Origin of the sequence: Acinetobacter pittii ANC 4050, from assembly GCF_000399685.1 — a bacterium.
Taxonomy (GTDB): domain Bacteria; phylum Pseudomonadota; class Gammaproteobacteria; order Pseudomonadales; family Moraxellaceae; genus Acinetobacter; species Acinetobacter pittii_E.
On sequence record NZ_KB976987.1, the window covers coordinates 1,946,562 to 1,961,433 of the forward strand.

Genomic DNA, 14,872 nt, shown 5'->3' on the forward strand with positions numbered 1-14,872 from the left:
ACATCAGACAACTTGTCAATATAAAGCCATATAAAAATTATTTTTCGACCCTACTTGCCAAAATAATATTTTTAATCATATGATGTCATACATCTAAAGACGCGGTTTTAGAACTAGGACTATAGAGTAGATACAAAATTCCGTTTTCTCATCTATTCTATCGATGAATTTGACATGACGTCACCTATTTCACGGATATGCAAATAGGTCGATTATTAAAAGAGTTTGTATATGGATAATCTGCAAACAAATATTGCTGTAGTGACTCAGCAAAGAGCCAAACATACAAAAACTCGCTACTACATTCTTGCGATGATTTTTTTGGTCACGGCTTTTAATTACGGTGATCGTGCAACCCTTTCAATGGCTGCAACGCCAATGTCTCATGAGCTGGGAATCGACTCAGTCACCATGGGTTATATTTTCTCGGCCTTTGCATGGGCCTATGTAATTGGTCAAATTCCAGGTGGTTGGCTACTCGATAAGTTTGGTGCTCGCCGTGTATATTTCTGGAGTCTGTTTTTATGGTCGTTATTCACTGTTTTAATCGGTTTTACCGACATTTTAGGTGATACTGCGACCATTATTACTTCACTCTTTGTACTCAGATTTTTAGTGGGTTTGTCTGAGTCGCCTGCTTTTCCGGGTAACAGTAAAATTGCTGCTGCATGGTTTCCAACCAAAGAACGTGGAACTGCCGCTGCCATTTTTAACTCCTCCTCTTATTTCTCAACCGTACTTTTTGCCCCCCTAATGGGTTGGCTTGTTGCAACCGTCCACTGGCAGTCTATTTTCTGGGTCATGGGTGGTCTTGGAATCATTCTTTCCTTTATCTGGCTCAAAGTCATTTATAGCCCGACCAATCATCCAACAGTAAATCCTGAAGAAGTGAAATACATTGCTTCAGAAGGTGCTTTACTCGATATGGGCGAAAACAGCCAAAATACTAAAAAAGAGAAAATTACTTGGAGTAAAGTTAAACAACTGCTTGCTTCACGTATGATGCTCGGTATTTTTATTGGGCAATATTGTGTAAATACACTGACCTATTTTTTCTTGACTTGGTTCCCTGTTTACTTGGTGAAAGAAAGACATCTCAGCATTTTAGAAGCAGGTTTTGCAGCAGTTGCACCGGCACTCTGTGGCTTTGTAGGCGGAATTTTAGGTGGCTTGATTTCAGATAAGTTAATTCGAATGAATTACAGCTTAAGCTTTTCAAGAAAGCTCCCAATCGTGGTCGGCTTCTTGGTTTCAACCTCAATCATTATGTGTAATTACGTCGATTCTCAAGCGGCAATCGTATTCTTTATGTCTTTATCTTTCTTTGGGAAAGGCATCGGCTCTTTAGGTTGGGCAGTCATGTCTGATGTTGCACCAAAAGAAATGGTGGGTTTATCAGGCGGAATGATGAATGCGTTTGGCAATACGGCAGGAATCGTGACCCCAATTGTGATCGGCTATATCTTGGCAAGTACTGGTTCTTTCAATCTTGCATTGACTTATGTCGGTGTGCATGCGATTGCAGCAGTGATTTGCTATACCGCTATTGTGGGCAAAATCCAGCGCTTCGAGTTAAAACCTACCTCTTAAAACTTTAAGTCATGACGCTTAACTAACTTAAGCGTTATGCCCTTTCTTCAAATGTATACAAGGAACGATCATGCTGAAGCCTCTCCTCATAAAAATTAGTCCTCTTGATAATGTAGCCATTGTAGTGAATGACGGCGGTTTACCACCTTCTACACCTATTGAGGAATACCAACTCATTTTGGTTGATCATGTGCCACAGGGACATAAAGTTTTATTAGAGTCATTAAAGCAAGGTGAAGCAATTGTTCGTTATGGGGAAATTATTGGCTATGCCAATAAAGATTTACCCGCGGGTTCATGGGTAAATGAAGCCGTTACCGAAATGCCTGAAGCACCTGAGCTAGATGATCTTGAGTTAGCAACTCGTCCTGATCCAAAACTTCCAGCCTTGAGCGGATATACATTTAAAGGTTATAAAAATAAAGATGGTAGCGTCGGCACAAAGAATATTTTAGGTATTACGACCAGTGTTAACTGTGTAGAAGGTATTGTCGATTATGTCGTTAAAATTATTGAACGTGATTTACTTCCTAAATATCCAAATGTAGATGGTGTAGTCGGATTAAACCATTTATATGGTTGTGGGGTGGCAATTGATGCACCCGCTGCAATTGTTCCTATTCGTACAATTCATAATCTTGCACTCAACCCTAATTTTGGTGGAGAGATTATGGTGGTGAGTCTGGGCTGCGAAAAAATGCAACCAGAACGTCTTTTAAATATTCCTAAAGAAAACAAATATATTCCCCTAGCAAACGAAGATATTATTCAGTTGCAAGATGAACGTCATAACGGTTTTGAAAGTATGGTGAACCATATTTTATCCGTGGCAGAACAACACCTAGAAAAGCTTAATCAACGTACTCGAGAAGAAGTTCCAGCTTCTCATTTGGTTGTAGGCATGCAATGTGGTGGGAGTGATGCATTTTCGGGAGTTACCTCTAACCCTGCCGTTGGTTTCGCAGCTGACTTGATTGTGCAATGTGGCGGTACAGTCATGTTCTCTGAAGTTACGGAAGTCCGCGATGGTATTCACCTACTTACTCCACGTGCAGCAAATGAACAAGTTGCCAAAGATCTAATTCGAGAAATGAAATGGTACGATGACTACTTAGCAGCAGGCCAAGTAGACCGAAGTGCCAATACCACACCAGGTAATAAAAAAGGTGGACTGAATAACATTGTAGAAAAAGCGATGGGATCGATTGCCAAATCGGGCCGTTCACCGATTGTAGAAGTTCTCGCACCGGGCCAAAGACCGACAAAAAAAGGATTAATTTTTGCGGCAACACCATCAAGTGACTTTATCTGTGGTACGCAGCAAATGGCATCTGGTATTACCGTTCAAGTCTTTACTACAGGCCGCGGTACGCCCTACGGATTGGCAGCAGTGCCGGTTATTAAAATGGCAAGCCGAAATAATATTGCAAACCGTTGGTATGACCTGATTGATATCAGTGCTGGCGATATTGCCATTGGAAAGAAAACTATTGAAGAAGTGGGCTGGGAACTTTTTGAACTAATTTTACAAGTGGCTAGCGGCGAAAAACAAACGTGGTCGGATCGTTGGGGTATTCATAACTCACTCGCTGTATTTAACCCTGCACCCGTGACCTAATAAAGTTTAAAAGATGAGGTTATATCACCTCATCTTTCTTATTTCCCTTATTAATTACGACACATTTCACCAAAACTTAACATCGCTGCTAAAATAACATCGAAAATTAAGAACTCTATTTCTCTATGCAAAATCAGACTGCTTCAAACCTCCCCTCAACTCAACTTGGAAAAGCACTGCTTTGTCTTATGACATCGGCATTATTATTTTCCATTATGGGAGTGTGCATTCGTTTTGCTTCACAAACGGTAGACAATGCGACTGTCGTGTTTTTTAGAAATGCAGTGGGTTTATTTATTTTTATTCCGATGCTGTTTAAACAGGGTCTAGACTTTATTAAAACCGATAAACTCTGGATGCATACGTGGCGAAGCCTAGTTGGACTTGCCGCAATGTATGGTTTTTTCTATGCCATTGCGAACTTAAAGCTATCAAATGCAATGGTTTTTAGTTATTCATCTCCTATTTTTATTCCGTTGATTGCATGGCTTTTCTTAAAAGAAAAAATTACCAAATCGATGATTTTTGCCGCAGTTATTGGGCTTGTTGGAGTTCTATTTGTTGCTAAACCCGACCAAGGTTTATTTAACGCATTATCTTTTATTGGCTTGGGTGCATGCTTTTTATCCGCAATGGCATTTGTCACCGTAAGAGCTTTAACCAGTACAGAGCCGCCTGAACGTATCGTTTTTTATTTCTGTATTTTTGGTAGTTTAATTTCATCTATTCCAATGTTCTGGCATTGGCGCATTTTCACTTGGCATGAACTAGCTCTACTCATTGCCGCAGGACTTTTAGCTAATATTAGTCAACTGTTTATGTCTTATGCCTATAGCTTAGCACCGGCAGGACAAATTGGCCCAATGAATTACATTGCCATTATTTTTGCAGGAATATGGGGATTTGTTTTTTGGCACGAATTACCGGATCTATTCAGCATTATCGGCATATTTATTATTTTATTTGCGATTTTGCTCTGTAATCCATTTTTACAGAACAAGTTACTCTCTCGATTTAAATAGCGACATACCTGATTCTAATTTAGGTACTGTATTCGATACTCATTTGGTGAAATGCCTGTCCAGTGACGATAGGCTTTTCTAAAATTAGAGGTATCTGAAAAGCCAATTCTCTCAGCAATTTCATCTACGGTTAAAGTTGTTTCTCGCAAATATTCATCAGCAAGACGGCGACGAGTCTCATCTAACAATTCTTGATAGGTTAAATCAAAACCTGCCAAGCGCCGATGTAAGGTACGCTTTGATATATGTAAGCGTTCAGCCATTTCTTGAGCTGATGGAAAAAGCCCTGTTCCATCCAATAGTATTAAACGAATCGTTTTCACCAACTCAGGCTCTTCAAGTTCAGCAGCACCTAGCATCCGCTCACAAAACGACTTACACATGTCCGCAGTAATCGGGTTGGCATTTGGGCAAGGTACATCGAGCCACTTTAAATCAAAGTGCCATTGCATCACCCCAGCATTAAACTGAACAGGACAATGAAACACTTTTTCATATTCTTCTGCATAGTCAGGCGCTGGATAGGGCAACAAAAGCTTCTTCGCTTGAAATGGTCCTTCAAGCACGCGTTCAATTAAAGTTTGCATGGAGCTAAACCAAAACTCGCACACCAAAGGCAAAAGCTTACCCAGTGTAATAATGTCCTGCCCTTCAAAAATCGCAACATCATCTCGAATATAAAATGACTTCTTTAAAATAGGTCCTGCAAGCTTAATGTGTCGAATACCAAGCTCGACTGCTTGTCTAAAATTACGTGAGGAATATAACGCATAGCCATATACCCCAAAATCAGACAACCGCTGCTTTTGCCCTGCGCGTAGTCCAATTAAGGGATCGAGAGATAGCTTTTGAATATTGTGAAATAGCTGAATTTTTTGAAACTGAGAAATATATAAAGAGGATTGGTTCAACGCATCAGGTGAAATATTTGTGCCAGATAAAACACCTGATATTGAATGGCCTTGCAAACCCATTTCATCAAACAAACTGGTCAAACCCAGCAAATATGTATTGGCGCCTAAGGAGGTATTATCATAACTTCCTTCGATAATAGAATTTGTATCTTTATAAATATTTTTAGGCATTTAATTCACACCATCCCTAGAGTGACGTGCATAATGGCACTAAACTACCTCTTGTTGTCTCAATTTAACATCGACCATACGACGCTTCAAGCATAAAGTATGATAAGCAAAAGTATGGAAGGAACAATAATGGAACACTCCACTTTAAAAGAATATAGCGGCTCTGCCACTGAACATATGGAACTTATTTTTTCCAAACAACGTGCCAATTTTGAGGCAGATCCATACCCAACTCTTGAAGCACGCCGCACAAAACTGCATCAACTCAAAAAACAAATTATTCGTTATCAAGATGCTTTGGCTTCCGCGATTAATTCCGATTTTAGTTCAAGATCACTTGATGAATCTAAACTATTAGATTTGCTTGGCTCAGTGTTAGAGGCTGATCATGCGATTCATCATTTACGCCGCTGGATGCGCCCAAGTAAACGCCGTACCGAGCTTTTATTTTTATCGAACCGTTTAAGTGTGCAATACCAACCTAAAGGCGTGGTTGGTGTGATTGTTCCTTGGAACTTCCCCGTTTATTTAGCACTTGGTCCGCTCATTGCCGCATTAGCTGCAGGCAACCGAGTTATGATTAAGCTGCCTGAAATTACCCCAAATACCAATGCAATGCTTCGACGCATGCTTGCCGAAGTCTTTAATGAAGATGAAGTAGCCGTGTTTGGTGAAGAAATTACAGATCCAGCAAGATTTACCTCTTTACCGTTTAACCATATCGTCTTTACTGGTTCTCCTGCGATTGGCAAGGTCGTCATGCGAGCAGCGGCTGAAAATCTAACACCTGTTACGCTTGAGTTAGGTGGTAAATCACCTGCAATTGTCAGCCGCAATTACCCGCTTGCTGATGCAGCAAAACGCATTACGCATGGTAAAGCGACAAACAGTGGTCAAATCTGTGTAGCGCCTGACTATGCGTTGGTTCCCAAAGAAAGTATTGATGAGTTTGTGAATGCTGCAAAATCAAGCTTTATAAAAATGTTTGGTCAAGACATTGAAAATAATCAGAATTACACATCGATTGTAAATGACCGCCATTTAAACCGCATTCAAGATATTTTGACCGATGCGCAAGAAAAAGGTGCCCGTATTATTCCTTGCGATACTTACAGCTTTGACCAACAAGGTCGCAGGATGCCTGTACAGATTGTGCTGAATTGCACGCCAGATATGCGCATTATGAAAGAAGAACTCTTTGGCCCTATTTTACCTGTGGTAGCTTATGACTCTTTAGATGATGCGATTACCTATGTGAAATCGGACGAAAGACCTTTAGCGCTTTATTGCTTTACGCATAGCTCAGTAGAACGCGACCGGATTTTACGTGAAACTCATTCGGGTGGTGTGACCATTAATGACTGGGGCTGGCATGTAGTTAACCATGATGCTCCTTTTGGTGGTATTGGCAACTCAGGTATGGGGTCATATCATGGTGAAGAAGGCTTCCGTGAACTTTCACATGCAAAAACTGTATTTATTCGCCATAGGTTCTTCCCAACTCAGCTTTTCCACCCTCCTTATGGAACCTTCCTACAAAAATTAGCAATACGCTTTTTCTTGAAAAAAGGCGATCCGAATATTAAGTAACCTTTATAGAAAAAGCCTCGTAATGAGGCTTTTTTATCGGCTTTTAATTAATCATCCGATGTAATAGAAAAATTATGGAATTTACAGATCTTTAAATAAGTATCTTCAAATAATTTTTCCATTTTAGAATTTCCATCATGATAGTCATCCCAAAATGCTCCACTAAATTCTTTAGGTTCAATAGTCGTAGTTATAATATCTTCCTGTTTATAAAGTGAAATTTCCCAACCTTCAGGTATATTAGGATTAATTATTTCAAATTTAGAAATTTCTAGAATAACAGGGGTTCCATCCGAATCGCGGCGAACGGATACCTTTGTTTCATTTAGATACTCATTAAATTGTACCCCAAAACAGATATATCTTTTCCCAATAGTAAAATCGTACAAATTACTATCATTACACTTAAGTATCATGGGATTACTATTCCTTTTACTTTGTAATCTTTAGTTTTAAAATTAATTTAATTCATTTTAATATTTATGACTATATTTAAAATCCTGAAAAATATTTCAGACCTTACAAAAATTTTCTGAGTAAGTTTGCTACTAAATTTTGTAACCATAAACAAATTATCTTAATCAGAAATTATTATTTAAAAATAAAAAGCTAGACTCACGCCTAGCTTTAAAAATATTTCATCTTCTAGCTTAAATATAATCAGCCTTTTGTGCTTTCAAAATATCAAGTTGCATCATTTTTTTCTTTTTATACTTATAGGCAATAAATAAACCAATAAACCAGATTGGTGAGCATTCAAGCGCAATTAAAGTGTCATGATCTAAAGCCAAAATTACAATAGTAAAAACTAAAAATAACATGGTCAGCCATGCCATAAATAAACCACCTGGCATTTTATATTGAGATTGAATATGTAACTCAGGAAATTTTTTACGATAAGAAATATAAGAAAGCACAATCAACATAAATGTAAAAATACATAAAATTGAAGTCAGTGCTGAAATAATCGTAAATGCGGTCATTACATTAGGCACAATAAATAAAATAGATGTTCCCGCTGTCACGCATGCCATTGAAAATATTAAGCCTCTAATAGGAACTTTTCTTTTTGACAGTTTACTAAAGCTTTTAGGTGCATCGTTGTCTAACGCTAGACCGTATAACATCCGGCTAGTCGCAAAGATTCCACTGTTTGCAGAAGATAAAGCCGAAGTCGCAACAACAAAATTGATTAAACCTGCTGCAATTGGTAATCCAACTAAAGTAAACATTTCTACAAACGGACTTTTTTCTGGTGAAACCTTAGCCCAAGATGTGACCGCAATAATACAAACCAATGCACCTACGTAGAATAACAAAATGCGTAAAGGAATAGAGTTAATCGCTTTTGGAAGTGATTTATGCGGGTCTTTGGTTTCAGCAGCAGTTGTACCAACAAGCTCAATACCCACAAACGCAAATATGGCAATTTGGAAGCCTGCCAAGAAACCTGTAACGCCATAAGGAAACATCGATTCTGTTTCAAACAAATGGCTCATTGAAGCCTTAACACCATTTGGTGAAGTAAACCCAGTACCAATTAAATAAATACCAGCCAGAATAAATAGAATAATTGCAGTAATTTTGATGAGTGAGAACCAAAACTCAAGTTCACCGAACAATCGAACGGCCACAAAGTTAAGTATGGTTAAGATGGCCAATGATGTAAATGCCGGAATCCAGACGGGTAAATCGGGATACCAAAACTGCATGTACCCTCCGATTACAATTACATCGGCAATCGCAGTAATAATCCAGTTACACCAGTAGGACCAACCAAGGAAAAACCCCGCCCATGGACCGAGATAAGCTGTTGCAAAATCGGCGAAGGTTTTAAAATTAGTGTTCGCAAGCAACAATTCACCCATTGCCCGCATCACGAAGAAAAAGAAGAAACCAATAATTAAATAGGTTAAAACAATTGAAGTACCCGAAACACTTAATGTTTTCCCGGAACCCATAAATAATCCAGTACCAATTGCACCACCGATTGCGATCATCTGAATATGACGATTTGTCAATGAGCGCTGCAATTTCTCTTCTTCTTGATCAGTCATATGTTGACTACCAAGAAGATCTCCTTCCAGGAACTGCTTTCCTTTATTCTTACTCATGTAATATTTACTCCAATTTATAGCAACCGTCGTAAATGCTTTAATAATAAATAAATTATATGATTATTAATTTAATCCATTAAACCATTCTAAAAATATTATTAAATCACTTAAGACCTTATAAATTCCTTTTTAAAAGCTATCACCTATAACAATAAAAATTATTCATCATTCCTTTCCTTCATTATTATATTAGCCCGCTCTTCTCAATATATTTTCAATAAATACCTAAAATATATAAATTAATTAAATATTTTACTTACTTACCCTTTATATATAGAAAAACAGGCTAATTAATCTCAGCTCAGCGAGCAAGATTGTATTTATCCATATACTCATCTTGCGCTAGCGATAATATATTATTCCTTCTTAAATTTGGTGAAATGTGTAGTATTACTGATTAATTAACAGCCATTCGAAAATGATTAGTCTCTTTGAGCTTCTTTACCACTTCTGGACTCGCAACCTGTTTAACTTGAACACTTAGCACACGAACCAAAGAGCCATTTTCGACATTCAATTGTTTTGCCTGTTCTTTTGTTAACTGCAATATGTTCTGATGAGGCTGGCTATACACAAGAATAGCCCGATAATTTTCATAATCATCATTAGCCACAATGTAAGACTCATCCCCTACAGCGATATTTTGAGGCTGTTCAATTTGAACCGTTACAGACTGACTTTCTTTAATTGCCCGTAAATTTTCAATATCCGCTTGTAGCGTTGCGCCCCCATCAAAAATATCGACATAGCCTTTATAGCGTAGTCCCTCTTCAAACAGCAGGTTGTAGGCTGGTCGAGTATTCGGATGCACAATGCCAATCGCGGCTTTAGCATCGTCAGGTAACATATCGACATAGAGTGGATGTCTTGGCATCAGCTCAGCAATAAAAGCCTTCTGCCCTACACCACTTAAATAATCGGCCTTGGTAAATTCGATATTAAAAAACTTATGACCTACCGCATTCCAAAATGGTGACTGCCCATTGGCGTCAGAATATCCGCGCATTTCGGCAACAATCGTTTCTTCAAAATATTGACGGAATGCTGAGAGAAATAAGAAACGGACTTTAGATAAAAATTTGCCATTTTTATTTAAGCGATAGTCAGGATCTAAAAATAAAGTACAAAGCTCACTACAGTTTGTATGGTCATTACTCAAATACAAAGTCGGTAAAGCGTTATAAACACTTAACGGTTCTGACGCATGCACTTGTGTCCCAACATGGAAGTTATACCAAGGCTCTCTTAACCCCAGTGCTACTTCAATACCGCAAACGCCGACAACTTTGTTGAGTTCAGTATCTTCTAAAACAAATAAGTAAACCTGATCTGCCTTTGGTAGTTCGCCTGCGACTGTTTTACATGCCCGTTCAATACGAGCAGCAAGCTTTTCCATATTTGGCTGCAAAGAGGTCAAACCAAAACCTGCTTTTTGCGCCAACAGGTAAAGGTCATTAACATCTTTAGGTTCAATGTAGCGAATAATCATCATGCTGCTTGTTCATCCTTTTGAATTTCTACAAAGCGAGCAAGCGCACGTTCAAAGCGTTTTAGACCTTCATCAATATCAGCAAATGGAATAATTAAAGATGGCGTAAAACGGATAACATTTGGACCAGCAATCAAACTCAATAAACCTTCTTCGCCCGCAAGATTATTAATATCTTTTGCTTTACCAGCAAATTCGGCTTTTAAAGCACAGCCAATCAGTAAGCCTTCACCACGAATCATTTCAAAAATTTTATATTTTTCATTTAATTGATTTAAAGCGTTTTTATAGTAGTCATGACGCTCTTTTACACCTTCAAGTACTTCAGGCGTATTAATAAATTCAAATACTGCACCCGCAACCGCACTTGCTAGCGGGTTACCACCATAAGTCGTGCCATGTGTACCTACTGAAAAATGTGGGGCAAACTTATCGGTTGTTAACATTGCACCGACTGGGAAACCGCCGCCCAATGCTTTTGCAGTGGTTAACACATCTGGAATAACACCAGAGTTCATGTAGGCATAAAGTGCACCGGTACGGCCAACACCCGTTTGTACTTCATCAAAAATCAGTAAGGCACCGAACTCATCACACAGTGCACGCAAACCTTTTAAAAATTCAAGGTCAGCAGGAATAACGCCACCTTCACCTTGGATTGGCTCAACAATAACAGCACATGTTTGCTCATTGATCACTGCTTTTGCAGCTTCTAAATCATTAAAGGCAACATGGTTGATACCATTTGGAAGTGGTGCAAAGTCTTGTGAATATTTAGGTTGACCACCTGCTGAAACGGTAAATAAGGTACGGCCGTGGAATGCATTGTTAAATGCAACGATGCCGCTTTTGCCAGCTACACCACTGTCTAAACCAACTTTACGAGCCAATTTTAATGCTGCTTCATTGGCTTCTGCACCTGAGTTACAGAAGAATACTTTATCTGCAAATGTACTTTCAGTGAGTTGTTTTGCAAGACGTAGAACAGGTTCATTGGTATAACCGTTACCAACATGCCAAAGTTTTGTTGCTTGTTCTGTTAAAGCATTTACTGCCACTGGATGCGCATGACCTAATGCGTTTACTGCAATCCCGCCTGCAAAATCGATATATTCTTTATTTTCTTGATCCCAAATACGTGAACCTTCGCCACGTACCGGAATGAAATTTGCCGGTGCAAAAACTGGAACCATCCACTCATTAAAATTATTTCTAGAAACTGTAAAATTATTCATCTTATCTAATCCATTAAATTGAATTATTGGGCTTAACTGATGTCCCTATTATTCAAAATCAAATTGATTCAAAAAATTTGTATTTTAGTAAAAAATGAATTATTTTTTACCAATTTGATAATTGACAATTACAATATGGACAACATTGATCAAATTATTTTAGGTTTACTTAAAGATAACGCACGAATGTCCGTTACCGAGTTAGCCGAAAAAGTTCACGTTTCACGCGCAACGGTTAAGAAGAGAATCGAATATTTGGAATCTTCGGGCATCATTACCGGATATACAGTACGGTTTAAACCCAATGCTGAACGCAACGTCATCCGTGCATGGATGAGCATTATGGTTGAAGGGACCAAAGCGCAGTCTGTGATTAAAGAATTACGCCTCGAAAGTGCCGTGGAGTGTCTGCATAAAACCAATGGCAAATGGGACATTCTGGTCGAGCTACGTTCTGACACCTTAGAAAACTTCGACAAAGTTCTAGAAAGAATTAGAAATATTTCAGGTATTTATAACAGCGAAACCAGTATTCTGCTTGCGAGTCATAAGACCTAATCATTCACTTTAATTTCAAATCATAAAAACGAAATTGATGAGCTAAGCATATGGTTTAGTTCATCAACTTGCTTTTGATTAGAAAAATTCTGCTCTTGCCTTTCCTTAAATCTCTTGAACTATTACGACAATCAACATCTTCTAAAAATCCTCAATAAATTTTTAATTTTTTTTAAATAATCAAATCAAAAACTTAAAATCTGATCTGATTTAAATTCCAACTTTTTTCACCCACTCCCATTATCAAAGCATTTGACAGATAATTTAAAACATAATACATATAGTCTTATATGTTATATGTTAAAACCTAAGGACAAGGTATAAAAAATGGCTAAAACTCAACTACAACACTTTATTAACGGCGAATATGTTGCTAGCAAAGGATCTGATTACTTCGATTTGGTAAGCCCCGTGACTGGTGAAGTTTATGCACAATCACCGAATGCAACTGAGGCAGAAGTTGATGCAGCTTATGCTGCTGCAAAAGAAGCATTTAAAATTTGGGGACGTAGTACACCTTCGACTCGTCAAAAAGCATTATTAAATTTGGCAGATGCGATTGAAGCAAATGCAGAGCGTTTAATTGAGGCGCAAAGTCGTAATACAGGTCAGTTAAAACACTTAATTGCATCTGAAGAAGTGGGCGCTTCAGCAGATCAGGTTCGTTTCTTTGCAGGCGCTGCCCGCTTACTCAATGGCACAGCTTCAGGTGAATATTTAGAAGGTTTAACCTCTTCTATTCGCCGTGAACCTGTCGGTGTGGTTGGCCAAGTTACACCTTGGAACTATCCACTCATGATGGCTGTTTGGAAAATTGCACCGGCTTTGGCTGCAGGTAACACAGTGGTACTTAAGCCAAGCGATACGACGCCTGAAAGTACGCTTTTATTGGCAGAAATTGCAGCGCCATTTTTCCCTAAAGGTGCATTTAACGTGGTGTTAGGTCAGGCTCAGGTCGGTTCAAAAGTTGTATCACATAAAACCCCTGCTCTTGTTTCTATTACAGGTTCGGTTCGTGCCGGATTACAAGTTGCAGCTTCTGCCGCAGCAAATTTAGCGAAAGCTCATCTTGAGCTTGGTGGTAAAGCGCCTGTGGTCGTTTTTGAAGATGCTGATCTTGATAAAGCAGTTGAAATGATTGCTTTAACGGGCTATTTCAACGCAGGACAAGACTGTACTGCGGCAACACGCGTAATTGTGGCTGAATCTGTTCATGATGAATTTTTAGCTAAACTCGTTGAAGCTGCAAAAAATACCCGTTTTGGCGAACCTGATGATCAAGACGCACTTTATGGTCCGCTTAACAATGCCAATCAATTAAAAAATGTTAAAGCCTTCATTGACAACTTACCTGCTCATGCCAAAGTTGAAACAGGCGGCAAACAGGCAGACCGTCCAGGTTTCTATTTTGAACCCACTGTTATTAGTGGTTTAAAACAACACGACGAAGCCATTCAAAATGAAATTTTTGGACCAGTGATTACCGTTCAGAAATTTACAGATGAAAATGATGCGATTGAAAAAGCCAACGACGTTGAATATGGCCTAGCTTCAAGTGTTTGGACCACAGATCATGCCCGTGCAACTCGTCTGTCTCGTGAACTGGATTTCGGTACAGTTTGGATTAACACTCATATTCCTTTAACCGCAGAAATGCCACACGGTGGTTTCAAAAAATCAGGTTATGGTAAAGATTTATCTGGCTACGGTTTTGAAGAATATACCCGTATTAAACATGTGATGAGTTCAAACGAATAATAACAATGAACTTTGAAAGGAGATCAAAATGAATAAACAAGAAATGAAAGACTTGGTGACTAAAGCCCATCACGAGCTATTTAATTTGCACGACACCACTGCTCTGGACCGTTATTTTTCTGAAGACTTTATAGAGCACTCACCACTCGTTGCAAATGGTCTTTCAGGCCTTCGCCAACTGGTAGAAGACTGCCCCGACATGCAACATGAAGCTGTACGTGTATTGGCAGACGGTGACTTGGTTGCGATTCATGGCCGCTTTCAGGGCCTAGATGAAAACCCTTTAGTTGGTTTTGATATTTACCGAGTGAAAGACGGCAAAATTGTAGAACACTGGGACGGTCTTGTGGCAGAAGCTGCACCGAATGTAAGTGGTAGAACGCAGTTAGATGGACCAACTGAAATCGTCACTCACCATGATGCAGAGAAAAATCGTGAGATTGTGACCTCTTTCTTTAAAAAGTCATTAATTGATGGCAATTACGAAGCTTTTAAAGAATACACCCACGACGATCAGTTCATTCAACATAGCCCAGATATTGGCGATGGTGTTAAAGCAGTAATTGATTTTTTGAACAATATCCGTAATGAAGGACAAGGTTTGGTATACTCCAAAACGCATCGCTCCATTGCTGATGGTCAATTTGTCTTGACACATTCTGAAGGAAGTATTGCCGGAAATCGACATGCCTATTTTGAATTATGGCGTGTAGATAATGGCAAAATTGTTGAACTTTGGGATGCAATACCAGCTGTGCCTGAAGATGAACAGGCAGTCCATCAATATGGCGTGTTTTAACCATTTATCCG

Annotated in this window: 12 protein-coding genes; 7 read left to right on the plus strand and 5 right to left on the minus strand. The window is 38.8% G+C overall.

Translation table 11 applies throughout. The annotated features are described in order from the left end of the window. Positions 1-231 precede the first annotated feature (231 nt). The 3 genes from F931_RS13045 (at position 232) to F931_RS13055 (ending at position 4,230) form a co-directional block, all read left to right on the plus strand. A complete protein-coding gene (locus tag F931_RS13045) occupies positions 232-1,590 on the plus strand; it encodes an MFS transporter (protein ID WP_016141811.1) in 1,359 nt (452 codons plus the stop codon). 70 nt (positions 1,591-1,660) lie between these two features. After that, complete coding sequence (gene garD, locus F931_RS13050) at positions 1,661-3,208, plus strand: galactarate dehydratase (RefSeq protein WP_016141812.1); 1,548 nt, start codon at positions 1,661-1,663, stop codon at positions 3,206-3,208. 125 nt (positions 3,209-3,333) lie between these two features. Further along, positions 3,334-4,230: a DMT family transporter gene (locus F931_RS13055; protein ID WP_016141813.1), complete on the plus strand. Its 897-nt coding sequence runs from the start codon at positions 3,334-3,336 to the stop codon at positions 4,228-4,230. Between the two features lie 14 nt (positions 4,231-4,244). Here the strand turns inward: F931_RS13055 and F931_RS13060 are convergent, their stop codons facing one another. Continuing rightward, positions 4,245-5,315, minus strand: coding sequence for an AraC family transcriptional regulator (locus tag F931_RS13060; protein WP_016141814.1), 1,071 nt, complete (start codon positions 5,313-5,315; stop codon positions 4,245-4,247). A 129-nt stretch (positions 5,316-5,444) separates the two neighbouring features. Between F931_RS13060 and F931_RS13065 the strand changes: the two genes are divergently transcribed. Then, the gene (locus tag F931_RS13065; protein WP_016141815.1) at positions 5,445-6,905 is read left to right on the plus strand and encodes a coniferyl aldehyde dehydrogenase; all 1,461 of its coding nucleotides are present in this window, start codon (positions 5,445-5,447) and stop codon (positions 6,903-6,905) included. Between the two features lie 47 nt (positions 6,906-6,952). Here the strand turns inward: F931_RS13065 and F931_RS13070 are convergent, their stop codons facing one another. The 4 genes from F931_RS13070 to F931_RS13085 all read right to left on the minus strand — a co-directional run bounded on the left by F931_RS13070 (position 6,953) and on the right by F931_RS13085 (position 11,746). Then, positions 6,953-7,321: a hypothetical protein gene (locus tag F931_RS13070; RefSeq protein ID WP_016141816.1), complete on the minus strand. Its 369-nt coding sequence runs from the start codon at positions 7,319-7,321 to the stop codon at positions 6,953-6,955. A gap of 234 nt (positions 7,322-7,555) precedes the next feature. After that, positions 7,556-9,019, minus strand: a complete 1,464-nt coding sequence (locus tag F931_RS13075) for an amino acid permease (protein ID WP_016141817.1) — start codon at positions 9,017-9,019, stop codon at positions 7,556-7,558. Between the two features lie 400 nt (positions 9,020-9,419). After that, complete coding sequence (gene astA / locus F931_RS13080; protein ID WP_016141818.1) at positions 9,420-10,514, minus strand: arginine N-succinyltransferase; 1,095 nt, start codon at positions 10,512-10,514, stop codon at positions 9,420-9,422. Then, the gene (locus F931_RS13085) at positions 10,511-11,746 is read right to left on the minus strand and encodes an aspartate aminotransferase family protein (RefSeq protein WP_016141819.1); all 1,236 of its coding nucleotides are present in this window, start codon (positions 11,744-11,746) and stop codon (positions 10,511-10,513) included. Before F931_RS13085 ends, astA begins: the two co-directional genes overlap by 4 nt. Positions 11,747-11,881: 135 nt before the next feature. Here F931_RS13085 and F931_RS13090 point away from each other — a divergent pair, with 135 nt between their 5' ends. From F931_RS13090 to F931_RS13100, 3 genes are all read left to right on the plus strand, one after another. Further along, positions 11,882-12,304 (plus strand): Lrp/AsnC family transcriptional regulator, encoded by a 423-nt coding sequence (locus tag F931_RS13090; protein WP_002120489.1) that lies wholly within the window; start codon positions 11,882-11,884, stop codon positions 12,302-12,304. A 327-nt stretch (positions 12,305-12,631) separates the two neighbouring features. Then, the gene (locus F931_RS13095) at positions 12,632-14,062 is read left to right on the plus strand and encodes a gamma-aminobutyraldehyde dehydrogenase (RefSeq protein ID WP_016141821.1); all 1,431 of its coding nucleotides are present in this window, start codon (positions 12,632-12,634) and stop codon (positions 14,060-14,062) included. Positions 14,063-14,090: 28 nt separating this feature from the next. After that, positions 14,091-14,861 (plus strand): nuclear transport factor 2 family protein, encoded by a 771-nt coding sequence (locus F931_RS13100; RefSeq protein ID WP_016141822.1) that lies wholly within the window; start codon positions 14,091-14,093, stop codon positions 14,859-14,861. Positions 14,862-14,872: the final 11 nt, after the last annotated feature.